Source organism: Chitinophaga flava (genome assembly GCF_003308995.1).
GTDB classification, from domain to species: domain Bacteria; phylum Bacteroidota; class Bacteroidia; order Chitinophagales; family Chitinophagaceae; genus Chitinophaga; species Chitinophaga flava.
The window spans coordinates 2,854,584-2,879,520 of record NZ_QFFJ01000001.1; the positions used below are offsets into that span (position 1 = coordinate 2,854,584).

A 24,937-nucleotide genomic window follows, 5' to 3' on the forward strand; every position below is an offset into this window, starting at 1 on the left:
GAAGTTTAACGACTGTAGCCCGGATATGTTACATGAATTACATTATCTTATTCATAACAATATTCCTTACCTCGGTCAGCGGAACGCGTTCCTGTTCCATGCTGTCGCGGTGACGGATGGTAACGGTACCATCTTCTTTGGTCTGGTGGTCTATGGTTACGCAGAAAGGCGTACCGATAGCGTCCTGACGACGGTAGCGTTTACCGATTGCATCTTTCTCTTCGTAAAAGCAGTGGAAGAACGGCATGCAACTGGTCATCAGCTCACGGGCCAGTTCAGGCAGACCATCTTTTTTGGTCAGCGGGAAGATCGCCAGTTTAATCGGCGCCAGTTTAGCTGGTAATTTCAGCAGTACACGGCTGTCTTCTTTTTCCGGAGTGCTCAGATCCTGCTCTTCGTAAGCATTGCAGATCACCTGCAGGAACATACGGTCCAGACCGATAGAAGTTTCTATCACGTAAGGCACATAGTTCTGGTTGATCTCTGTATCAAAATACTGGATTTTCTTCCTGCTGTATTCCTGATGTTGTTTCAGGTCGAAGTCAGTACGAGAGTGGATACCTTCCAGCTCCTTGAAGCCAAATGGGAATTCGAATTCGATGTCCACAGCGGCATCAGCGTAGTGAGCCAGTTTAGCGTGGTCTTTGAAACGGTATTTAGCAGGATCGGTGCCGAGGCTCAGGTGCCACTGCATACGCTCTTCCTTCCATTTCTCATACCATTCCTTCTGCGTGCCAGGGCGTACAAAGAACTGCATTTCCATCTGTTCAAATTCGCGCATACGGAAAATGAACTGACGGGCTACGATCTCGTTACGGAAAGCTTTACCTATCTGTGCGATACCGAAAGGAACTTTCATCCTACCGGTTTTCTGCACGTTGAGGAAGTTTACAAAGATACCCTGTGCTGTCTCGGGACGCAGGTATATTTCATTGGCTTCATCGGTTACGCTGCCCAGCTGGGTGGAGAACATCAGGTTAAACTGACGTACTTCTGTCCAGTTGCAGGTACCGCTGACAGTGCATTTAATTTTATTGTCTTCGATCAGGGTTTTAAGGCCTGCGAAGTCGTTTTCTTTCAGGAGTTCGTCCATTTTGGCCAGCAGGGCATTGCCTTCCGCTTCCGGCAGTGTTTCGGCAAAAGCCTCCAGCAGGTGGTCTACCCGGTAACGTTTGTTGCTGTCCTTGTTGTCGATCATTGGATCGCTGAAGTTGTCCACGTGTCCGGATGCTTTCCAGATGGTAGGATGCATAAAGATGGCAGCATCGAGCCCCACGATATTTTCGTGCAGCTGGGTCATGCTCTTCCACCAGTAGTCCTTAATATTTTTCTTCAGCTCAGCGCCGTACTGACCGTAATCATAAACCGCGCTTAATCCATCATATATCTCGCTGGATGGAAAAACAAAACCGTATTCTTTACAATGCGATATAATCGCCTGGAATTTATTCTGATCTGTAGACATAGTGGCGCAAAGATAAATGCCAAATTTGAAAATATGTTTGTAATTATTATATAATATGTAATGCCATTACTGGCAGCAAATTCAACCTTCTTCTACTTCATTTTCCTGGGTAGGCCGCTCATACGGCACTTCCACCTGTTTTACCCATACAGCATAATCGTTGGGATAGATTTCCCTTCCGAAATGCCGGATATAGACACGGGTGAAGACAGCCCCAAAATACAGGATAGCTGCGGAATAATACACCCACAGCAGTATGATGACCACCGAACCGGCTGCTCCGTAAGTGGAGCTGACCTTGCTGGCCCCAAGGTAATACCCGATGCCGAATTTACCGATCATAAACAGTACTGCGGTCGCAATAGCGCCTACTACCACATCTTTCCACCTGATACGAGCATCCGGCAATACTTTAAAGATGATAGAAAACAAGATGGTAATAACTATGAAAGGCACTACCAGATTGGCCACGTATACGATCACGGTGGTGGTCAGTTTGGTAGGTATGAGCCGGTAGAGCACATTCTGAAAGAGCTCCACCAGACCATTAATAGCCAGCGATACCAGCAAAATGAAGCCCATGCTCACTACCAGCGAAAAAGACAACAGCCGGTTGAGCAACATACGTAGCAGGCCGTTTTTCTTGGGCTTCGACTTCAGCCCCCAAATAAAGTTAATAGAATCCTGGATCTCAGCGAATACACCGGTAGCACCGATGATCAGGGTCACGAAACCCACCATGGTAGCCCAGTTCATATCGTTTGACAGGGTAGCATTGCGGATCATTGACTGTATCTGTATGGCGGCCTCACTGCCTACCAGACCCTGTATCTGGCCATAGATACTGCCTTCCACCGCCTCCTTGCCCAGAAACAGATCACAGAAAAAGATGATAATGATAAGCATAGGCGCTACGGAGAAAATAGTGTAGTAAGCCAGTGCAGCACTGAGTTTCAGCACTTTACCATCTACAAAAGCGCTAGCCGACTCTTTCAGCACTTTCCAGTACAGTTGTATTTTTCCTGTTGTTCCGTTCATTCAATAGGTTTTATAGGCGGGGTGGGGTAGTGTTGATTATTTTAATTTCGGGTTGCTGGTATGTCTGGTAGCATCCCTGATATTTTTCTTTTCGAAGTTTTTCTCCAGGGCCACTGTCATATCTATACCGGTTTGATTGGCAATACAGAGTAATACCCACATCACATCGGCCAGCTCATCGGCGAGTTCTCTTTTTTTATCACTCTCTTTAGCAGACTGATCGCCATACTGCCGGGCCATTACACGGGCTACTTCTCCCACTTCTTCTGTAAGAATGGCCATGTTGGTCAGTTCACTGAAATACCGTACACCGGTTGTGTTGATCCAGTTGTCGATCTTTTCCTGCGCTTCCTGTATAGTCATGGATAATGAATTAAAGTTTTAAAGATAACGGATTGTATGAACAATGGTTTAATCTACTCACGGTTATGGCTATCGATGATGATGGTGACCGGCCCGTCGTTGATCAGCGCCACCTTCATATCGGCTCCGAAGATACCACGCTGGATGGTGGTACCCAGGTCCTGTTCCAGCTGCAGGAACATTTTCTCATATAACGGGATAGCCACATCTGGTTTACTGGCACGGATATACGAAGGTCTGTTGCCTTTTTTGGTGGAGGCATGCAGCGTAAACTGGCTTATCAGCAGAATGTCGGCATGCATATCTTTCACGGAAACGTTCATGACACCGTCATCGTCGTTGAAGATGCGCAGGTTAACGATCTTGCTGCTTAACCAATTGATATCCTCCTGCCCGTCGGCATCTTCGATGCCCAGCAATACCACCAGTCCCTGGCCTATCTGACCGGTGACTACTCCATCTACAGTAACCGATGCCTGCGACACACGCTGTATGACTACTCTCATATTTATCCTGTTTAAGAAAGCGGGAAATTAATACAATCAGGCGTAACATTTACCGGTTTTGCACGCTTAACATTTACCAAAATCAAAATAATATGACCCGCCTTTTACCCTGTGTTTTGTTAATTGTCCTGTTGATAAGTGCCTGTAGTAATAACAGCAAAAAAGATGAAAGTCCTTGTGCTAATTGCTGTTTTAGCAGCGAAACATTAAGATTCCGGATAGTGGATGCCAGAAACGGGGACGACCTGGTATTCGGGGCTCATGCCACGATACCTGTTGACAGCATCCGATTTATTCACAATGGCAAACAAGTACTGGAGAGCCACCAGGCACCATGGGATAAAAATGTGCTTTATGGTCCTGAATCCTGGCCAAATTTACAACTGGAAGTGGGCAGACCCGGCAAAGCGACAAGGGAAAAGCTGACCATCACCCCAAAAGAGATTAATTGTTGCGTGACCGCTATCAACGCAGTTACCCTGGGAGAGAATCCGGTCCCGCTCAAAAAAGACTCGGCAGGTGTTTACCTGATCCCTTACTCCCTGTAAGGCTATAAACTGCAAAAGCGCAACACCATTCCCGGGCGGATTTCAGAGAGATTTAATAAATTGCCCCCCTATTTGCGTAAATTTGCATTATAAAAAACAATCATACAATGAACATTGACGTTACACCTGAGCTCACATTCCGTACGGCCCGCAGCGGCGGTTCGGGCGGGCAAAATGTGAACAAGGTGGAAACCATGGTGGAAGCTTATTTCAACATAGAAGCCTCCGCCCTGTTAACCCCTGAACAGAAGCAGGCACTGCGCGAGAAACTGGCCAACCGTATCAATTCAGAAGGAATGCTGCTGGTAAAATCACAGACAGCACGTACCCAGCTGGGCAACAAACATGAGGTTATCTTCAAAATCAATGACTTAATTAACAAAGCATTGATACCACGAAAGAAAAGAGTAGCCACCAAGCCTTCCAAAGCCGTCATTGAAAAACGGATCCAGTTTAAGAAGCGCCTATCGGAGAAAAAACAGCAGCGTAGAGGAAATTTTGAGTGACAGCGCGGCACTAATTCGTAATTTGCATAAAATTTTCAGGGTTTGAGCAGTATCAAGAAACTGGCAGGACAGACGGTTTATTACGGTTTGAGTAACATAATGAGCAAACTGCTCAATTATTTCCTTACTCCTTTTTACCTCAGCATTTTAACAAAGGCCTCCTTTGGGGAGATGTCTAACGTATATGCCTATATTCCTTTTGCCAATATTGTGCTCACCTACGGCATGGAGACGGCCTTTTTCCGGTTTGCCAAAAAGGAGAACCAGGCGCATGTGCTGGGTACGTCCACCATTTCACTGCTGATATCGACGTTGTCTATCACCGTGTTGCTGTTGTTGCTGAAGGGGACGGTAATTAACTCCTATACAGGAGAGCTGGCGGGACTTACCGGGCATCCGGCCTTTTATACCTATGTGGTATTACTGATGGCTTTTGATGCGCTGACGGCCATTCCCTTTGCCCAGCTGCGGCTGGAGGGCAGGCCGGTGCGATACGCCGCCATCAGGCTGGCCGGTATACTGACCACCATCTTCTTTAACATCTTTTTCCTGGTCATCTGTCCCAAGCTGGCTGCAGCCGGGTATCAGTGGGTACCCAACCCGCACAGTGGAAGTGACATGACCGGTTATATCTATCTGAGCAATATGCTGGGCAGCGCCCTCACACTGGTGCTGTTCCTGCCACAGATCCGAAAAATAGAATGGAAATTTGATCTGGGCCTCTGGAAGCAGATGCTTCATTACGCCCTGCCCCTGATCATTGTGGGCATGGCCGGCATGGTCAATGAAACCTTTGACCGGGCCTGGTTTCTGCCTCAGTTCCTGCCCGGCAACAATATGGAGGCCAAAAAGGAAATTATCGCCCTGTATAGTGCCAACTATAAACTGGCCATTCTGATCACCATGTTCATACAGGCGTTCCGGTTAGGAGCAGAGCCCTTTTTCTTCAAACAGGCTGAAAGCGAAAACCCGCAACGGATATATGCCCGTATCATGAAGCTGTTTGTAGTGATGTTATGCCTCATGTTCCTCTTTGTAAGCCTTTATCTTAATGTCTGGAAAGCATTCCTGCGTACTTCCTTCTATTATCAGGGTATGCGCATAGTACCGGTGTTACTGCTGGCCAATATGTTCCTGGGCATCTATTATAACCTGACCATCTGGTTCAAACTGACGGACAGGACCAAAACGGGCGCAGTGATCACACTGATCACGGCTGTACTGGCTTTCCTGTTCAACTACTGGTGGATACCGGTAATGGGCTACTATGGCGCCGCACTGGCTACCATGGTATGTTATTTTATCCAGATGGTGATCTGTTATGTACTCGGACAAAAATATTATCCCATCCCATATCATCTTCCCAAACTGGTCACCTACATTGTTGTGGCAGTGCTCACCTATTACGTATATAGCTGGCTGAATGCCAAAGTACTTTCCCCACGCGACATTTATGCACTGAAGCCGCTGTCGCTGCTGGTAGCCACCGCTTTCTTTGGCGCCTATACGTGGTTTATCTTCCGGATGGAGAAGAAAGAATTTGCCAGGATGCCGTTTATCGGAAAATATATCCGGTAATGCAGTGATCAGGTTATATGCGAACATATAACCTGATCATGATGGCGCTACTCTTGTAAAAAAGGGTTATATTTCTTTTCGAAGCCGATCGTAGTGGCGGGACCGTGCCCGGGGAATACCCTTACCTCATCCGGCAATACGAAGAGCTTTTCCCGTATGCTGCGCAGCAGGGTAGCATGATTGCCTCCCGGCAGGTCAGTGCGGCCGATGCTTTGATAAAAGAGCACATCGCCTCCGATCACAAACTGCTGGGTAGGACAATAAAAAGACACGCTGCCAGGAGAGTGACCAGGCGTCAGCAGTACTTCCAGCTCGTGGCCGCCAAACGGGATCTTTTCTCCTTCTACCAGGTAACGACCCGGCATGGGAGAGGGCTCAAATGGGATATTGTACATCGCTCCCACTGCCTGAGAGTTGTCCAGCACTACCTGATCGTCTTTGTGTATTTCAGGCTTTACCCCAAACGTATCCGCTACCAGCTTGTTGCCGAATATATGATCAAAGTGGCAGTGTGTATTCAGCAATCTCGTAACATTTAAGCGCTCCGTTTGTATATATTGTAATAATTCTTTTCTTTCGTCCTGAAAATAACAACCCGGGTCTATAATTATACATTCCCTTTTTCCGTTAATAAGCAGGTAGGTGTTTTCCTGAAGAGGACCAAAGGTGAATTGTTGGATTTCGATCATTGTTACCTGATTTTTAGCTAATTTTAAACTGATCACAATATTATCAATACTTTCTGTATGAACAGATTTATTACCCGGTTATTAGTCCTAGGTACCCTATTACTTGGAACGATAGTTACAAAAGCCCAGACAAATACAGTAGAATTCGGCCAAAATCGTGTTCAGTTTAAAAATTTCAAGTGGAGGTATTACCAAAGCCGGCACTTTAACACCTATTTCAGCCAGGGTGGGCTGGAACTGGGGAAATATGTTGTTCAGATAGCCGAAAAGGAACTGCCTTCCATAGAGCAGTTTATGGAATCCAATCCCCGCCAGCGTATCAATATCGTGGTGTACAACAGCTTCGGTGAGATGAAACAGTCCAATATCGGTATTGGCATCGACTGGCAGAATACCGGAGGCGTCACTAAGCTGGTAGGTAATAAGATGATTGTGTATTTTGATGGCAATCACGATAACCTTCGCCGCCAGATACGCCAGGGGATAGCCCGTATATTACTGGAAACACTCCTCTTCGGTGAAGATATCGGAGAATTTGCCGGTAACGCCGCCCTGATAGATTTCCCAAAATGGTTTACCGACGGCTTCATTGCTTATGCAGCCGAAAACTGGAGCGCCAAACTGGATGAAGAGCTGAAAGCAATCCTGTTGTCCGGAAAATACTCCAACTTCAACCAGCTGGCCTACGACAAGCCACTGCTGGCCGGACAAGCCTTCTGGTACTATGTGGAAAGCAAATATGGCAAGGACGCAGTACCTTACCTCATGTATATCACCCGCATCAACCGCGGACTGAAGAAAGGTTTTGAACAGGTGCTCAACCAGACACCCAAAAAAGCTACTCAGGACTTCTTCGTTTTTTATCAGAAACGTTTTGCAGAAGACAACCGCCGCAGAAAAACATCTGCCAAAGGTCGTGTGATTGTAGCACAGGAAATCGGCAAATCCGACTACTACCGCTTCAACCCCAATCCTAAAAACAACTCATATGCCGTGGTAGAGTTCAAAAAAGGCGTCTACCGCGTACAGATACAGCTGGGATGGAACAAACCTAAAGTGTTGCTGCGCAGCGGTGTTATGCAGCTGGCCAACCAGGTAGATCCCAACTATCCGCTGATGGCCTGGAACACCAAAGGCAACCGCATCGCAGTGATATACGAACATGAAGGCAAAACCAAACTGATGATCTATGACCTGGTAACTAAAACGACTATACGTCAGGATCTGCCGCAGTTCGACAGGGTAGTGGATTTCAAATACATGCCTGTAATGGAGAATACCCTGCTGCTGTCTGCCATCAAAAATGGTCATACCGACATCTTTACCTATAACATCAGCAATTCCAAAACAGACCAGATCACCAACGACGTGTACGATGACCTCGATCCGTCTTTTGCAGCCTTCCCGGGCAAAAGCGGCATCATCTACGCGTCCAACAGACCCGGTCCTAAAGGCAGAGGTAGCGACACCTCCCTGCCCAGCAGACCGTACAACATCTTTATGGTGGACAACTGGAACAAAAGCAGCGAAAAACAAATCACTCAGCTCACCGACCTGAAGTATGGCGATGCACGTCTGCCTATGCAGTACAACACCCATCACTTCACCTTTGTATCTGACGCCAACGGTATCCGTAACCGTTATGCCGGTTTCTTCAGATCACAGGCCGCCGGTGTGGACTCCCTGTTTTTCGTAGGCTCTGAAATACTGCACAATCCGGACAAGGAAGAACTGGACTCTGCCCTCGCCAGTTATGGCGCCACAGCCCCTGATTCCATCCAGGCTGTAGCCATCACCAACGATTCCACCTACACTTTCCCGATATCCAATTATCCATACGGTATCCAGGAATCACGTATTACCGGCGAACAGGGAGAAGTATCTGAAGTAGTTGGTTATGGTGATATCAAAAGGCTGATGAAGCTGAAGGTAGATACCAACGTACTGAAGAAAAGGAATGTAACGGCCCGACCAACTAATTACCGCAAAGCAGAAATGCATGCAGATAGTCTGCGCCTGGGACTGCCTACCTATACAGCCCCGGCCAAAGATACCACCTCACATCCCAACTTCTTCCAGAACGAATTTGGTAACGAACCGGTTGACACCACCAACCATGTGGTTTCCGTACCTACCGTGCCAGGACTGTTCGAAAAGAAAAAAGAAGAACCGGTACTGAAAAAGTCTAAACTGTTCCCTTACAAGTTCAAGTTTGCTTCTGATTACCTGATCCTGCAGCTGGACAACTCTGTATTAATCAATAAATACCAGCCATTTACCGGTCCTCCTTCCGGTCCTATCCGCCTGACAGATCCGGTAAACGGATTAATTCGTATAGGCGTCAGCGATCTGTTTGAAGATCTGAAATTCAGCGGTGGTTTCCGTATTCCATCATCGCTGCAGGGCTCTGAATATTTCTTCACGACTTCGTACCTGAAGAAACGCTTCGATTATAAGTTCACCTATTATCGTAAGGTAGATAAGAACAGCGATGTGGTCGTGAGCGATCCGGAGCTGGGCCAGTTCCGTGCACCGGCTAAGTTCATCACCAACCTGTATCAGGCGGAAGTACGTTATCCGTTTGACCAGGTAAGGAGCATCCGTCTGTCTGTTGGTCTTCGTACTGATAAGCTCATTACCCAGGCTGTGGAAAAACCTTCCCTGCTGAGCAAAAACTACAGCGAAAACTACGCGATCGGTCGCCTGGAATATGTGTACGACAATACCATCAACCCAGCTATCAACATATGGAATGGTACCCGTTACAAAATATATGGAGAGCTGAATTCCCAACTGACCAACGGCGGACTGAACGAGATCTTCAATCCTAACTCACCGGCCGCTAACGGTCGCTTTACCTACAACATGGGTATCGATGTAAGGCATTATGAGAAGATTTACCGCAACTTCATCTGGGCAACCCGTTTCTCAGCTGACCTCTCCTGGGGTACCCGTAAGCTGTTGTACTACCTGGGTGGTATCGACAACTGGCTGAATCCGCAGATCAACACCAATACACCGGTTAATCCCAATACCAACTACGCCTTCCAGACACTGGCAGAAAACCTGCGCGGTTACAAACAGAATGCGAAAAATGGTAACAACGTGATGTTGCTGAACACCGAATTAAGGTTACCGGTATTCGCCACGTTCATCAACAAACCTATCAACTCCGCATTCCTGCGTAACTTCCAGGTGACCACCTTTATGGATATCGGTACTGCCTGGAATGAGAAGCTGAGCTTTAAAGATGCCAATTACACCAACTACAATGATAACAACGGCCTGGTGACCACCCGTATCAAAGAAGGCTTCCTCGGACCATTCATCGGTGGTTATGGTTTCGGTTCACGTACTACCATCGCCGGATACTTCCTTCGTGTAGACGCCGGCTGGCCGATGGTTGCATTCTTCCGCGGCAGCCCGATCTGGTACTTTGGTATGGGAGTGGATTTCTAACGGTGATGGATGTGATGGGGCTGATGCTCCTGATGGAAGAAGATTAAAGAGAAGATTGAAGCGATTTATATAAAAAAATCCCGTTTGATGATGATCAAACGGGATTTTTGTTTTTAGGAAGATATATTAAGCAGATTCACCACTTTGTTTTTTTACCAGGGGATACATCAGACTTAGGAAAACACCCATACAGATGGTGAAGGCCCAGGCGGTGCGGTTTTCCACGGGATGCAATATAATATCGCGGATGTCGCACAGGAGCGTCAGCGGGTCTTTTACCACGTCCCAGCTGTTGTAACGCAGGTAGCGGCCGATATATACGCCCATACCACAGAGGAACATCACCGGGAAAGTAAACAGCCATGCCGGCCAACGGGTGTGCCTTGCCTGCCACAACTGCTCCATACTGCGGATAGAGATATAGCCCAGCATCATGCCGTTCCAGGCAAAGGAAAAGATAACAAAGAGGTCGAACCAAAGCGGCACGCCACCATCAAAGAGATGAAACAGGTCTGTCAGAATATAAGGTGAATTGGGGATGAACAGCAGCCACACTGCAAAATATCCGTACCAGGCATAGCGGTTGCTGACTTCTGCCGGATGTTTTTCCATCCACCGGGTGATGGCAAAAGGAATATAAGCCAGGAACAGATTCCATATCAGCGAGATACGCAGGTAACTACCGGAATGGTATATACGAAAACAGAGTAATGCCAAGCTGAAGAGGATAGAGAAATACAGGGTGTATACCTGCTGGTTACGGGCAATTCGCTGTTGCATCAAACGGATGGCACTTTTCAAACGCATGTTTCATTTGTTTTTAATGTGTTAATGGTACGGGACGAATAGCTGTTTTTACAGAATATGCGGAATAAATATCAGGGCTCCGATGGCAGCAGCAGCGATAGCGGCCACCAGCACGGCACCTGCCGCCACATCCTTGATCCACTTCACTTTGAGGTGGTAGTCGGGCGACAGGTGGTCCATTATTTTTTCGATGACGGTATTCAGCATTTCTGTGACCCATACCATCGCGATGGCGATGATCAGCAAGATCCATTCCATCCTTGTCAACTTATACCAGCAGCCGGCCGCAGTTACTACGATGGTGGCCACCGCATGTATGCGGGCATGGGGTTCACTGCACAGGAAGGCGGCTATCCCATTGAATGCATATCCGAAACTGGCTATCCGTCTGCTGAAATAAGAATTTTTCATAATATCTATGCTGCTGTTGATGATTTTTGAGACAGTTTATCCCACCGGATATTCCTGCTGAAGTACATAATGACAGCCAGCACGAGGAAGAGACCGATGCTACCCATCAGGAGAGCCTGGTCTTCCGCGCTGATGATCACATAAATGAAGCCGTACAGGACCAGCAAGGTAGCTCCGATGCCTGCAGCAATACGACTGCTTTTATAGGCGCTGGCTGTATACAGGGCTATCAGGCCGATGGTGAGCCCACTGGAAATCAGATAGGCGAGTGTAAAGTTAAGCTGTTCTGAAATGGATATCAGCAAAGTATAGAAAATACAAAGGGCCAGGCCGATGAGGGCATACTGTAATGGATGAATGGCGCGGCGTTGAGAGAGCTCGATGAAATAAAAGATGATGAAGGTAAGGCCGATCACCAGGATGGCATATTTAACAGCGCGGCTGGACTGTTGATAACTTTCTGCCGGCATAAAGAGTTTGATACCAAAATCATCGCTGTGGATATTGTACCTGTTGCCTGTCCAGCTTTGGGGAAACTGGCGGTTCAGGTCCTGCACCACCCAGAGGGCGCTGAAACCTTTAGCGTCTACACGGCGGTCTTTGGGCGGGAAAGCGCCGTCGAAGCTGGGGTCGGGCCAGGCGGAGCTGATGTTGACGGTCGTGGTTTTACCGATAGGGGAGAAGCTGATTTTGCCGGAGCCTTTTACACTCAGTTCCATTACGAAGGAGCCGGCGAGGGCGCCGGTATCGCCGGGAGTCAGCGATACCGGTGATTGAATGCCACTTTTGAACAGGTCTGTGTTGACCACGCCGGGGCTGAATGGAAAGGTTTTACCGTTCCATGTCATGTTTACCTGGTTGCCTATGCCACGCAGGTCGTTGATACCCAGGATGATGGCTGCCTGGTCCCATTTCAGGGCAGATGGCGGAATGCCTGATTTGAGGAGGGCAGTGGGGCTGAAGGTACCGCTCAGCTGTAGTTTGGCATCATAAACGGCTACGTTGAAGATGCCTCTTCTGAGTTTTTGGGGTAACAATTCACCATTGACTTTTAATTGTTCCGGCAACAGATATACATAGGATATGGCGCCGGAAGATGCCACGGTATAGGGAATGGCCAGTAAAGGGCCGGTAATTTGTTGTTCGTATCCCCAGCGGTGGCTGACTTCTTCAGTGGCCGATGTTTGCCGGTCTTGCCGTTCGAAGATCAGGTTCTGGATCATGCTTGCAGGTATCAGCAGTACGAGGACCATGATCACGATGAACAGTGCTTTCAGGGCGTAAGCATAACGGGCAAAAAAAGACGGGGTGTCGTTGTTAGCGGGAATTTCCATGGTTTATTTTTTTAAAAGTACTTTGTATTTCAAAGTGAAAGGACAAAAAAAATTATTTCGTGAATTTGATCATATGTTCGAGGGCTGCCAGATGTCCTTTAAAGGCTTTTTCTCCGGTAGCGGTAATACTATAGGTGGTATTGGTCTTACGACCTATAAACCCCTTATATACCTTGATATAGCCGTTTTCTTCCAGCGTATTGAGGTGAGAGGCCAGATTACCGTCTGTTACTTCCAGCATCTGTTTAAGGTCATTAAAATTGACCTCATCATTCACCATCAATACGCTCATCACGCCGAGGCGTATCCGGCTTTCAAAAATCTTATTTAAGTTTCCGATCGGATTCATGCTATATGTTGAATGCTTCCCTTTCTTTTCTTTCGTATTTCCACCACATCAATATCCCGTAGACTATATGCAGTACACCAAATCCTACGGCCCAAAAATAAAGCCCTTTGCGCAAAAAGAAAAGATTGGCGATACCCAGAATGGTTTCCAGAAGACCAAGGTAACGTACATCCGGCAAAGTGTACTTACTACCGTTGATCAATGCCAGACCATAGAAGACAAGACAGGTGGGAGCCACCAGTGTTTCGAAATGGTTGTACAGCAAACCGGCTGCAAAAGCGCCACCAGCCGCCAACGGAATACAAACATTCATCAGCACCTTCCGGCTGGTAACATCCCATACCGGCAGATTATTCCGCCTCGCCCGGCGCCAGGTGAAAAATATTCCACCGCCTACCGCCGCCACCATTACAGCCAGTGCCAGCGCAATCAACCTGAGCTTCAGCTCCGCAAAATCCGCCATATCATAAATGCCGGAAGCATCCCAGCGATCATAATAGGCTGTCAGCCATGTACGCGCCAGCCAGGCCCCTACCAGTGCGCAGATGCCGGCAGATACCCCACTCAGTCCACTGAGAGAAATAAAGCGGCTGCTACGCTCCATAATACGCTTGATGTCTGTTAATGTTTGCAGGTGTTGTTGGTCTGTCATACTAAAAAGTACTTTGCACTACAAAGTTATAAAAAATTCATTCATATCAAAATATAATTTTTTGTTATAACTGCGTTACCTACAGGAAAGCAGATATACAGATTCGCGCTAAATATTTTAATATTGTTGTTGATATGTTCGGTTGGAAAAGAATTATAGCAGTCCTAATAGGCGTAAGTGTTTGTTGTACAGCATTGAAGGCGCAGCAATATAAGATCAGTGGAACAGTGAGAGATGCGCATTCCCAGGAAATCATTCCCTTCGCTACTCTTCAGTTTGACCATACACAGACCGGTATGGTTTGTAACGCTGAAGGAAAATATGTATTCGAGTTAAATGTTATCCCTGCAGATTCGCTACTGGTAAGGGTAATGGGATATACCATTCTTAAAATGCCCGTTAACCGCAGCCTGAAAGAACAAACTGTCAACTTCGACCTTACCCGCTCCGATCTGTCTCTCAAAACATACGAAATCAAAGCTAACGTTAACTGGGCACTGATCCTCCTCAAACAGATCGTCCGCCATAAACCGGAGAACAATTATAACCGGCTGGATAACTATAAATACGAAGTATACAACAAACTTGAACTGGACATGAAAAACCTTAACAAGGAAAAACTGTCCAGAAACAGGTTTACCAAACCGTTTGCTTTTATTCTCAATAACATCGACAGTACTTCGGAAGACAAACCTTTTCTACCCATATTCCTGACAGAATCCCTGTCAGACTTCTACTACCAGTCGAGCCCCCGCAAAACAAAGGAAATCATTAAAGCTGCCCGTACTTCCGGCATAGACAATGAAAGCGTTACCAAGTTTCTCGGCGGCATGTATCAGAATGTCAATATCTATGATAATTTCATTCCGGTATTCGACAAACAGTTTGTAAGCCCTATACATCACAACGGCGCCTTCTACTACGATTATAAAATCGCTGACACACAATACATCAGCAGTCAACGGTTCATCAAACTGAATTTCTCTCCTAAACGCAAAGGAGAAAACACTTTTATCGGTGATATCTGGGTACATGACACCACCTATGCCGTCATGAAAGCGACGCTGTCTGTTCCCAAAGATGCCAACATCAACTTTGTACACCGTGTTAGCATGGTACAGGAATTCAGACAGCTGCACGACAGCACCTGGTTCCTTTACAAGGATAAATTTGTAGCCGACTTCTGGGCGCCCAGTCCCAAGCCAGGCAAAACCTTCGACTTCATCGGACGCAAAAGCACCACCTACGATAACGTCATCACCAATGATACTGCCGCTACCAACATCTTCAGCAACAGAAAATATCCGGAAGCTGTAGTAGTGCTTGATAGTGCCCGCATACGCAAAGAATCATTCTGGGACGACAACCGCCCCGAGAACCTGAGCAAAAACGAGGTCGGCATCTACAAGATGATCGATACCCTGCAACGTATGCCGCTGTTCCAGAAGTATTCCAACACCATCCGTTTTCTGGCCACCGGCTACAAGCCACTGGGACCAATTGAATGGGGACCTTACTATTACCTCTTCTCTCAAAACAGGCTGGAAGGATTCCGCCTCCGACTCGACCTCGGTACTACGCCTAAATTCAATAAGGATATATACCTCTACGGTTACCTGGCCTACGGTTTCGGTGATAACGTTTACAAAGGAAAGATGTCTGCGTTATGGCTGCTGAAAAGACATCCGCGCATGTATCTCTATGGCGCCTATACGAAAGATCTTGACAACGGTTCCCACTACTACGATGAAGTAGGCACCGATAACATCTTCACCCTCGCCATACGGAAAAACGGTATCCCGCAGAAGTTCCTGATGATTCAGGAACAAAGACTGGAATTCTTCAAGGAATATTACAGCGGTTTCTCCCATCAGATCACCCTGTTGCACAAACAGGCCAGACCTTATGAACCATTGCCAACCGCCGCCTTCTATCCCAAAGAACCCAATAACCGTGATCCGCTCACCACAACAGAAGTGGAGTTAAAATTACGCTGGGCCTTCCATGAGCAGTTCCTCGAAGGCAACTACTACCGCATCAGCTTAGGAAGTAAATATCCCATCACCGAAATGAAATACGCCGTAGGCATTCCGGGCATCGCCAACAGTGGCCAGCAATATCAACGGGTATCACTCAGTGTATCCGATTACGTTAAGCTACCGCCCTTCGGCTCACTCTACTACAACGTCTTCGGTGGTAAGATCTTCGGCACCGTACCTTATACTTCCCTCGAAGTACATCCCGGCAACGAAATCTACTACTACAACAAATACGCATTCAACATGATGAACCGCTTCGAGTTCATCAGCGATCAATATGTAGGTTTCAACGTCGAACACACCATCGGCAATGGTATCTTCGGTTATATCCCGCTGATCAAAAAGCTGAAATGGCGCCAGTTCTGGACCGCAAAAGGTATCGTTGGCTCCCTCTCCAATGCTAATAAACAGCTGAACCTCAACAACGGCTATCCTTTCCGTACCCTGGCAGGTAATCCCTACCTTGAAGTTGGCACCGGCATCGAAAACATTTTCAAATTCCTACGGGTAGACTTTATCTGGCGCGTAGCTCCGGATGTGCTGCCTGAAGAACCAGCTAATAAGAAGTTTGGTGTGTTTGGAAGCTTTAAACTGCAGTTCTGATGATCAAAGATGTAACACATATCGACCTGTTTGAAACGCTGCTTTCCGGCGAAATAGGAGATCAGTATTACGATCTGCACAATGATTTTGAATGCATCCGCATCACTTATAGCCTGGCAGAGAAAAAACTGGAATTAAGATTCATCAACGATGACTATAAACTCATCATTTCCTTTCACGACGCCCGATTAGGTTACTGCAACTTCAACCCTACCAAACCGGGGAAAGGCAATGATATGGATCTCTTCTATCGTGGACGTTTTGAAATGAACAACAATCTGCACGAGATGACCACAGCAGGTGAATATTATTTCTATTTATCTTTTCTTGAAGGAGATTCCCTGGAGATATTCTCTAAACAGGTTTTACTGGAATTAAGCCGGCTGAACGCCTGATACAATTCAATTTTTTATATATTTACTTCTATCTGTTGATGTGGCTTTGGTGGTCTGCTGTAACGATTCCATCCGGTGGCGCAATATAGCCCGCGCTGCAGATAGTATCCTGAATCCCAAAACTCCAGCATGGAAATACCCCTCCTTTGATAACCCGGAATATATCTTAGCATTCAATTCGAAAGTCAGAAGCAATAATAGCAACGCAGACAATGAATTATTCTCCGGATTTTTAATCTATTTGAAGTATACCTTCCTCTACGAATGCATGAAAAAGAAGCCAGAATGGGGACAGAGGAAAAATATCTAACTAACCTAGATGAGCACACGAAAACTAATTATATTAACGACCATCTTTATCATATTTTTTTGTGCCTGGTGCAGGTCAATCATCCGGAATGATGATAAATACAACTCGTTATTCAAGAACCACATAAGGTTTTCGGGAAAGATAGTTTCTTTAAATGTATCGGGTAATCATGCCTATGGGATTATTAGAATAAAAGTTGAAAAAACAAATACTAATGCGTTTACCGACTCTATACATTCAGCAGTATTCCCATACAAGATAAAAGAAGGCTATGCCGAGTTTTACGGTTATGTACCTGTTACAACAAAAACAGGATATGATATATTGCTTGACTCGGACAAGAGAATATTAGAAATTTATGATCATGAGAAAAATATAAGCACGTCAGGTGTTAATGTTAGCTTTGAAAGCGACAACATAATGTTTGTGAACCGGCATACAATGTTTAAGTGAAAGATTGCATGGCAACGGTTTCGAAGCTACAAACTGCAGTTTTAGGTAACAGTTTTATTATCAGGATTAATACGTACATTTATCATGTAGCTGTTCGAAATATTTGTTATCCTGTTCCTATACCGCGATACCTTTCCATTTTGACAGTGTAGCATGCCGATTTCCTCCTGTTCAGCTATACAAAAATTTGATAACCGATGAAGCCACCAACCAGGTTGCTGAATTTAAAGACAAAGATGGTCGTGTCGTATTGAAAAGGGTACAAGCCTCCACTAATCCGGGGAAAGGCCATACTGGCTGGTTATCCACCTATTATGTATATGATGATCTCAATAATCTTCGTTTTGTTCTGCCCCCGCTGGCAGTGGAAAAAATCAATGCGGGTGGCAATGTAGCTGCGTTAGCAGATGAACTTTGTTTTCAATATACCTATGATCAACGCAACCGGATGATCATTAAAAAGATACCGGGAGCAGCGGCTGTGGAGATGGTATATGATATAAGGGACAGACTCGTTTTCACCCGTGATGGCAATATGAGGAAACCTGGTCAGGAAAAATGGCTCGTTACCTTTTACGATGTACTTAACCGTCCCATAGAAACTGCTATCTATCGTTCCGCAACTTCCCGGCAGGACCTCCAGACTGCTATGAACACTGCAACAGGCACCAATGGCTCATTACCGTACCAGTTCCCTGCCATTGAAGACCTGGTAGTAGCTGTACACGATCGAAATATTTACAAGGCGAGAAAAAGCGTGAACCTTGAACCAGGATTTGATTCCGGGGAAAATGGAAATGTAGACGCATTCATTGATCCTACCCTTCAAGGCGATAACCTGAATCTCAATATCAGCAATCCTTTACCGGGCATACCTGCCGCTTCATTAACACCGCTGACTTTTACATTCTACGATGGTTACAGCTTCCCAGGCAAACAGGACCCGATAACAACTGAAGCACAGAAACTGAATGCCGGCAATAATCCCTACTCAGAACCATTTGCTGTCAGCAATATGACGACAGGTTTAGTTACCGGTACGAAAGTGCGGGTACTGGACACCGATCAATGGCTTACTACCACCACTTATTACAACAACAAAGGCAGAGTAGTACAACTTATCAGCGATAACGCATCTGGAGGACAGGATATTGCCACTAACATGTACGATTTCAGCGGTAAGTTGCTTTCCAATTACCTCAATCATAAAAATCCACGCAGTGGACTCACTCCACAAATTACTGTGCTAACGATGACAGAATATGATGCTGCCGGGCGTGTTATTACAGTAAGGAAAAGAGTCAATAATGATATCTCAAAAGAGCAAACCGTTGCCAGCAATGAGTATGATGAACTGGGGCAATTGAGGAGCAAATCATTAGGGATAAAAGCCGGTTCTGATCCGATAGAGCTGTTATCTTATGAATACAATATAAGAGGCTGGTTAAAAAGTATCAACAAAGACTATCTCAATAATACCAACAACAGTCCTTCACATTTCGGGCAGGAACTGAATTATGATCAGGGCTTTAAAGATCCGCAGTTCAACGGTAACATCGCCGGTATCCGCTGGAAAGGATGGAACGATAAAAAGCCTCGTGCCTACGGATATCAGTATGACCAGGCCAATCGTCTTACAGGAGCTAACTTCACGCAACAGGACAACCCTGGAAGCAGCTGGGAAAAAAGTGTAATGAACTTCTCCACCGATTGGGTTACCTATGACGCCAACGGGAACATCCGGAGCATGAAACAATATGGCATGTCAGGAACAGCTCCGGTAGAACTGGACCGTTTAAAATATGACTATCGTGATAATAGTAATAAATTATCTGCTGTTAGCGACAGTAGTACTGTCAACGATTTATTGGGAGATTTCAAAAATGGTACTAATACAGGCGACGATTATGATTATGACCCCAACGGTAATCTTATCAAAGACCTGAACAAATCCATCAGTTCGATTACTTATAATCATCTGAATCTGCCTTCCCTGATCCAGATAGACAACAAAGGATCAATTAGCTACCAATATGATGCTACTGGCAATAAAATCCGGAAGCAAGTAGTGGATATAACAGGCCCCTCTCCTAAAACCACCATTACAGACTACATCGGTGGTTTTGTGTATCAGAATGATACACTTCAATTCGCACCACAGGAAGAAGGCCGCATCCGCCTTGCCTATAAAGCAGGTCAGGCCCCTGCATATGTCTTTGACTATTTTGTAAAGGACCACCTTGGTAATACCAGGCTGGTACTGACTCATGTCAATGATGTCAATACCTATGTTGCTACCATGGAAACAGCAGCTGCTGCCAAAGAAATAACTCTTTTCAGCAATATCGACGATACCAGGGCCAGCAAGCCAGTAGGTTACCCTACGGATCAAAATGCCGGGAAGAATGAATTCGTTGCCAAACTCAATGCTAAAAATGGAGGCAAAAAAATAGGTCCATCATTAGTATTGCGGGTAATGGCCGGAGACACCATTCAGATCGGCGCCCAGGCATTCTATAAATCCACCGGCCCACAAGAACGAAAATCTCCCGAGTTACCGGCTGAAAACATGCTGGCTGATCTTATACACGCTTTTGGAGGCACACCAGCTGACGCTGGTAATCATGGTGGCGATGCACTGGCCAGCCAGACACCTTTCAATAGCAATTTCTTTAATAATGATTACCGTAAACTAAAAGAAAAAAATCCTGATCAGAACAAGACAGACAAACCCAAAGCCTATCTTAATTTTGTACTGTTCGATGATCAGTTTAAATTAGTAGAAACAAACAGTGGTGTGAAACAGGTCAAAGCAGAACCAGACCAGTTGCAGACATTAGCCCAGGATAAAATGCCGATCACTCAAAGCGGGTTCCTTTATGTTTATACCAGTAATGAAAGTCCGCAGGACGTGTTCTTTGATAATGTGGTGGTAACCCATACAACAGGGTCAGTACTGGAGGAGACGCATTATTATCCGTTTGGGTTGACGATGGCAGGGATCAGTTCGAATGCGTTGAAGAGCACTAACTATTCGGAGAATAGATTGAAATATAATGGGAAGGAGTTACAGACGAAAGAGTTTGGAGATGGAAGTGGACTTGAATGGTATGACTATGGAGCAAGAATGTATGACCAACAGATAGGAAGATGGCATGTTATGGACCCTTTAATTGAAAAGAATCATTTTAATTACACACCATATGCATATGTATACAACGACCCTGTAAATTTGATTGATCCAGATGGTAGAGATTCTACACAAAGGAAGAATGCTATTGATCGTGCGAAGGAATATGTGGAGAAAAAAAAATCCGGTAATCAATATGAGATGGGGGCCAAACATGGGCCCGGTGGTACTTGTGACTGTTCTGGTTTAGTTTCGAACTCCGTTGTGGCAGGAGGAGAAGCAGATCCCAATAATGGAAGTGAGTCATCAGGTGTACTTAACATTGAGAATAACACCCAACAATTGGGGCAAAAAGATGTTACTTCCGGCAATATTGTAACTTTTCATTTTGATAAAGGATATCCTTATCATACGGGATTGGTAGTTACTGTCAATAAAGATAAAGATGGGAATATAATAAGTTTTACTATGATCCAATCTTCAAGTGGAGTTGGTCCTAATGAGCAAACGGTAACTATTGGTGAAGGGAAACTGGGTAATGGAGTATTTGGATATTATAAATGGGACACAAAGCCCGATCCTGTTTCTATTTCACCACAAAGTGGCAACCCCTTATCCAACTTCTCCAAACTTAATTCTAAGGTTGAAGCAAGACAAGAAATGGGAAGGTATTTAAAAATGGCTGCTGATGCTAAAGCACAGGGATTCAATAATGTATATAACATGTGGAGGTCCGCGGCTCAGGATGTCTATGAGAAAAAGATTTATAGTCATTAAATTAAAAATGATGAAATATTACATTACACTACTTATTAGTATTTTAATTTCAGCGCATCTTTATGTTGGTTGCAAGAATGTAAATAGTAAAAAAGGAGGTCAGGAAATCATCAATCCCCAAAAGGATAATCCGGAGTTAAATAAACTTAAAGGTAAAATTAATAGTGGGTTCGATGAGGATTCATTGGAACTTAGTAATATTTATAATTCATACTTACAAAGATATAACGACTCTATAAAAATTGATACAACATTTATTTTTAGAGATAGTAAAGTGAAAGTAGATTTCCAATATTATTGTACGCATGATAGCTCCCTAACCTTACCAGAAAAGTATATTGAGGTCTACGGGATTAAAGAATTTGTAACGCACAACTTTGAATCTTCTTTAAAAATAGAGCTAAACGATAAATACATTCTTGATACTATTATTAAGAAAAGTATGTTTGAGGATACTATCCCAATTGAGCTAAGGAAATATGGTGTATTGCTATATCCCGTTTTGACTTTTAAAAAAGGCAATCGAGTGGAAATTGATTATAGCCTATCTATTCCACTTACAGATGTTGGGAGATTGATTTCATTTCCAATCATTAATGATGAGGAGTTAAAACGAAAGAGATAATATCGCCGTTCATACTTACCGCCGCGTGAACGCCGAACCGGAAGAGGAACTAATTATATCAAGGAACTACTGCATTTCGATCCAAGTATAATCATCCTGGATAAAGGAATGGTAAAATGTGAAGGCAAAGAGATGTTATCCATAGTATATGAAACACCAATCGTCCGGACATTATCTGGATATATTGTTGAGAGAAGAGTCTTTTTTACTACCCAAGGGCTCGCTGTAGTTGATGTAATATGCAAATTCACCAACCCGGAAGAAAAAGGAAAATGCCTGGCTTTAACAAAGCATATAAGCAACAGTATCAGCATATCTGGGTAGTATTCGACACTATTTCACGAACTGTGTAACATAAAAATCGGGGTTTCACGACCTCGATTTTCTAATTTTAATAAATACACAGAAGACGGTAATGAAAGACGCTATTCTCTTAGCCAGTTTAGTGAAAGTAATCCCAAACCCGATTGATTATTGCCATTTTATTATTTATCATTGCACCGCTGTTACAAAACTGCTACTTGAGCAGTAACCATCATTAAAAGAGACAACATTATTTCCTTAGACCTATGCAAAAAAAGTTAAGACTTTTTACAACTTTGTTTTTCACCTGTCTGTGGGCTGTAACTCAAGCCCAATCCCAACAAATCGGGACTCCGGAACAAAAAACAACCGCTATTCAATTCATGTATTTCCTGGAACAGGATATGCAGGACAACGCCATCTCTATGATAGATGGGCACAAAACCATCGTAAACAAAACGTTTAAAGACAAGCTGAAAGAGGCCACCAAGCAAATTGCTATCGCCATAAAAAAAGCAGATCCGGGTATTATTCCTGTAAAAGAGAAGGAAGGTACACGTTATAGCTACTGCTATTACAATAAGGAACTTCAATTCCCTGAACAATATCAGGCTGACATCTTCTTCTTTTCTGATGATGCCACTAAAATCAGTAAAGTCATTTTCTATACGCCTGAAGAGCTAAAGAAAAAACGAATTGAACGAGAGAAGTCGGCTTCAAAAATCAAAAGCTGATAAGATAAAAAGCGGCAGATCTCTCTGCCGCTTTTTTTTATAATTTATCCAATCCTTCACAGATCACCTTACACGCATGTATGATCTCTTCATCTGTAATAATCAGTGGTGGTGCTATCCGCATACATTCCGGTGCAAAAAGGAACCAGTCGGTTAACACCCCATTTTCAATACAGTAATCAATTGTTTTTTTGTTGACTGCAAAATTCTCCAGTTCTACCGCCATCATCAACCCGAGAGAACGCACCGCTTTGATGGCCGGATGCTGCAGGTGCTGATGGAAAAGCTCACCTTTTCTTTTCACATCTTTGATCAGGTCTGCTTCCAGTAATGCGTTGAAACCAGCGAGACCGGCAGCGCAGTTTACAGGGTGACCGCCAAAGGTAGTGATATGTCCGAGTACCGGGCTGTTGGTAAGGCTCCACATGATGTTGTGGGAAGAGATAAAAGCACCGAGTGGCATGCCACCACCGAGAGCTTTGCCCAGCAATAAAATATCAGGAGTAATACCCAGTTGTTCAAAAGCCCAGAGCGTACCGTTTCTACCAAGACCGCACTGTATTTCGTCCAGTACCAGCAGGGTGCCGGTAGCGTTACATTTAGCACGAAGTGCGTGTAGCCATTCCAGTTGGGGCACTATCACACCACCTTCTGCCTGTACACTTTCTGCGAATACAGCTGCAGTATTGGTAGTGATGAGTTCCAGAGAGGCGTAGTTATTGTATTCCAGGTGTTGTATGCCGGGAAGCAGCGGGCGATAGGCATTACGCCAGTATTCATCACCAAGGATGCTGAGGGCGCCCTGTGTGGAACCGTGATAGCTGCGATTGAAGGCTGCGATCTCTGTTCTGCCGGTGAAACGTTTGGCCAGTTTCATAGCACCTTCTACGGCTTCCGCGCCGGAGTTGGTGAAGTATACGCAGTCGAGGTTTTCAGGAAGATGTTTTGTTAGTGCCTGGGCATAAGCTACCTGGGGCGATTGTACAAACTCTCCATATACCAGCAGGTGCATATATTGTTGTGCCTGGTCCTGGATGGCTTTCACCACGGCAGGATGACAATGTCCCACGTTACATACGCTGATGCCTGCAATCAGGTCCAGAAATTTCTTCCCGTTGACATCCCACATGTACATGCCTTCCGCTTTCACGATCTCCAGGGCCAGCGGTGCATCTGATGTTTGCGCTACGTGCTGCAAAAAAAGTTGCCTGTTGTTCATATCTCTTACATTCTCTGCGAAGGTAGAAAACAACCGCTAATTAGTAATTGTTATCTTTGTAACATAAGCATTAAAACAATCAGTTATGTCTCATATTATACCAGTAAGAGGATTTACACCACAGATTGCTGAAGGCTGCTTTATCGCGCCCAATGCCACTATCGTAGGCGATGTAGTAATGGGTAAAGGTTGTACCATATGGTTCAATGCTGTTGTTCGTGGTGATGTGAACAGCATCCGGCTGGGGGAGAATGTTAATATACAGGATGGCGCCGTGATCCACTGTACCTATGAGAAGTCCAAAACCATTGTGGGAAACAATGTATCTGTCGGTCATAACGCCATCCTGCACGGCTGTACGATAGATAACGATGTACTGATCGGCATGGGTGCTATCATAATGGACAACGCCCATATCAGCAGCAACAGCATCATCGCTGCCGGTGCTGTGATCCTCGCAGGTACCCATGTAGAACCCGGTACTATCTGGGCAGGCGTTCCTGCCAAAAAAGTGAAAGACATTGATATGGCACTGATCAAGGGAGAAATCAATCGTATCTCCAACAACTACAACATGTACGCTTCCTGGTACTCAGAAGGGGAGGAGAAAAAATAACACTTTAGGTAAAAATATTATATTGCAG

22 protein-coding genes are annotated in these 24,937 nt (G+C 45.1%); 11 read left to right on the plus strand and 11 right to left on the minus strand.

The annotated features are described in order from the left end of the window. Positions 1-37: 37 nt before the first annotated feature. The 4 genes from DF182_RS11390 to dtd form a co-directional block, all read right to left on the minus strand. On the minus strand, positions 38-1,465 hold the full coding sequence (locus DF182_RS11390) for a glycine--tRNA ligase (RefSeq protein WP_113615744.1): 1,428 nt from the start codon (positions 1,463-1,465) through the stop codon (positions 38-40). A gap of 81 nt (positions 1,466-1,546) precedes the next feature. After that, a complete protein-coding gene (locus tag DF182_RS11395) occupies positions 1,547-2,503 on the minus strand; it encodes a YihY/virulence factor BrkB family protein (RefSeq protein ID WP_113615745.1) in 957 nt (318 codons plus the stop codon). A 36-nt stretch (positions 2,504-2,539) separates the two neighbouring features. After that, positions 2,540-2,866, minus strand: coding sequence for a nucleotide pyrophosphohydrolase (locus tag DF182_RS11400; RefSeq protein ID WP_113615746.1), 327 nt, complete (start codon positions 2,864-2,866; stop codon positions 2,540-2,542). Between the two features lie 53 nt (positions 2,867-2,919). Then, on the minus strand, positions 2,920-3,372 hold the full coding sequence (gene dtd, locus DF182_RS11405; protein WP_113615747.1) for a D-aminoacyl-tRNA deacylase: 453 nt from the start codon (positions 3,370-3,372) through the stop codon (positions 2,920-2,922). Positions 3,373-3,464: 92 nt separating this feature from the next. On the opposite strand from dtd, the gene DF182_RS11410 reads away from it, so the two are divergent. From DF182_RS11410 to DF182_RS11420, 3 genes are all read left to right on the plus strand, one after another. Continuing rightward, a complete protein-coding gene (locus DF182_RS11410) occupies positions 3,465-3,920 on the plus strand; it encodes a hypothetical protein (protein ID WP_113615748.1) in 456 nt (151 codons plus the stop codon). 107 nt (positions 3,921-4,027) lie between these two features. Beyond that, positions 4,028-4,426 (plus strand): alternative ribosome rescue aminoacyl-tRNA hydrolase ArfB, encoded by a 399-nt coding sequence (gene arfB / locus DF182_RS11415; protein ID WP_113615749.1) that lies wholly within the window; start codon positions 4,028-4,030, stop codon positions 4,424-4,426. Positions 4,427-4,468: 42 nt separating this feature from the next. After that, complete coding sequence (locus DF182_RS11420; protein WP_113615750.1) at positions 4,469-6,004, plus strand: oligosaccharide flippase family protein; 1,536 nt, start codon at positions 4,469-4,471, stop codon at positions 6,002-6,004. Between the two features lie 47 nt (positions 6,005-6,051). On the opposite strand, the gene DF182_RS11425 is transcribed toward DF182_RS11420, so the two are convergent. Beyond that, a complete protein-coding gene (locus DF182_RS11425) occupies positions 6,052-6,693 on the minus strand; it encodes an MBL fold metallo-hydrolase (protein ID WP_113615751.1) in 642 nt (213 codons plus the stop codon). A gap of 57 nt (positions 6,694-6,750) precedes the next feature. Between DF182_RS11425 and DF182_RS11430 the strand changes: the two genes are divergently transcribed. Then, complete coding sequence (locus DF182_RS11430) at positions 6,751-10,152, plus strand: hypothetical protein (protein WP_245957410.1); 3,402 nt, start codon at positions 6,751-6,753, stop codon at positions 10,150-10,152. Between the two features lie 126 nt (positions 10,153-10,278). Here the strand turns inward: DF182_RS11430 and DF182_RS11435 are convergent, their stop codons facing one another. From DF182_RS11435 to DF182_RS11455, 5 genes are read right to left on the minus strand one after another with little or no spacing between them, the layout of a single operon-like run. After that, a complete protein-coding gene (locus DF182_RS11435; RefSeq protein WP_113615752.1) occupies positions 10,279-10,959 on the minus strand; it encodes a DUF1361 domain-containing protein in 681 nt (226 codons plus the stop codon). 48 nt (positions 10,960-11,007) lie between these two features. After that, a complete protein-coding gene (locus tag DF182_RS11440; protein ID WP_113615753.1) occupies positions 11,008-11,370 on the minus strand; it encodes a diacylglycerol kinase family protein in 363 nt (120 codons plus the stop codon). 5 nt (positions 11,371-11,375) lie between these two features. Next, on the minus strand, positions 11,376-12,704 hold the full coding sequence (gene creD / locus DF182_RS11445) for a cell envelope integrity protein CreD (RefSeq protein ID WP_113615754.1): 1,329 nt from the start codon (positions 12,702-12,704) through the stop codon (positions 11,376-11,378). A gap of 52 nt (positions 12,705-12,756) precedes the next feature. Then, positions 12,757-13,053, minus strand: a complete 297-nt coding sequence (locus DF182_RS11450) for a winged helix-turn-helix domain-containing protein (protein ID WP_113615755.1) — start codon at positions 13,051-13,053, stop codon at positions 12,757-12,759. 1 nt (position 13,054) lies between these two features. Further along, positions 13,055-13,705: a hypothetical protein gene (locus tag DF182_RS11455; RefSeq protein WP_113615756.1), complete on the minus strand. Its 651-nt coding sequence runs from the start codon at positions 13,703-13,705 to the stop codon at positions 13,055-13,057. Positions 13,706-13,839: 134 nt separating this feature from the next. Between DF182_RS11455 and DF182_RS11460 the strand changes: the two genes are divergently transcribed. From DF182_RS11460 to DF182_RS11490, 6 genes are all read left to right on the plus strand, one after another. Beyond that, positions 13,840-16,347 carry a DUF5686 family protein gene (locus DF182_RS11460; RefSeq protein ID WP_113615757.1) on the plus strand — a complete coding sequence of 836 codons (2,508 nt, stop codon included), beginning with the start codon at positions 13,840-13,842 and terminating at the stop codon, positions 16,345-16,347. Further along, positions 16,347-16,742, plus strand: a complete 396-nt coding sequence (locus tag DF182_RS11465; RefSeq protein ID WP_113615758.1) for a hypothetical protein — start codon at positions 16,347-16,349, stop codon at positions 16,740-16,742. Before DF182_RS11460 ends, DF182_RS11465 begins: the two co-directional genes overlap by 1 nt. A gap of 319 nt (positions 16,743-17,061) precedes the next feature. Next, positions 17,062-17,505 carry a hypothetical protein gene (locus DF182_RS11475; RefSeq protein WP_113615760.1) on the plus strand — a complete coding sequence of 148 codons (444 nt, stop codon included), beginning with the start codon at positions 17,062-17,064 and terminating at the stop codon, positions 17,503-17,505. Between the two features lie 187 nt (positions 17,506-17,692). Continuing rightward, positions 17,693-21,412 (plus strand): RHS repeat-associated core domain-containing protein, encoded by a 3,720-nt coding sequence (locus DF182_RS32580; protein ID WP_211327096.1) that lies wholly within the window; start codon positions 17,693-17,695, stop codon positions 21,410-21,412. A gap of 7 nt (positions 21,413-21,419) precedes the next feature. Next, the gene (locus DF182_RS11485; protein WP_147243415.1) at positions 21,420-22,037 is read left to right on the plus strand and encodes a hypothetical protein; all 618 of its coding nucleotides are present in this window, start codon (positions 21,420-21,422) and stop codon (positions 22,035-22,037) included. Positions 22,038-22,606: 569 nt separating this feature from the next. After that, entirely contained in the window at positions 22,607-23,074 is a 468-nt protein-coding gene (locus tag DF182_RS11490) for a hypothetical protein (protein ID WP_147243416.1), read from the plus strand. A gap of 37 nt (positions 23,075-23,111) precedes the next feature. Here DF182_RS11490 and DF182_RS11495 read toward each other — a convergent pair whose 3' ends face one another. Beyond that, complete coding sequence (locus tag DF182_RS11495) at positions 23,112-24,293, minus strand: aspartate aminotransferase family protein (protein WP_113616855.1); 1,182 nt, start codon at positions 24,291-24,293, stop codon at positions 23,112-23,114. Between the two features lie 85 nt (positions 24,294-24,378). On the opposite strand from DF182_RS11495, the gene DF182_RS11500 reads away from it, so the two are divergent. Beyond that, complete coding sequence (locus DF182_RS11500; RefSeq protein WP_113615763.1) at positions 24,379-24,909, plus strand: gamma carbonic anhydrase family protein; 531 nt, start codon at positions 24,379-24,381, stop codon at positions 24,907-24,909. Positions 24,910-24,937 lie beyond the last annotated feature (28 nt).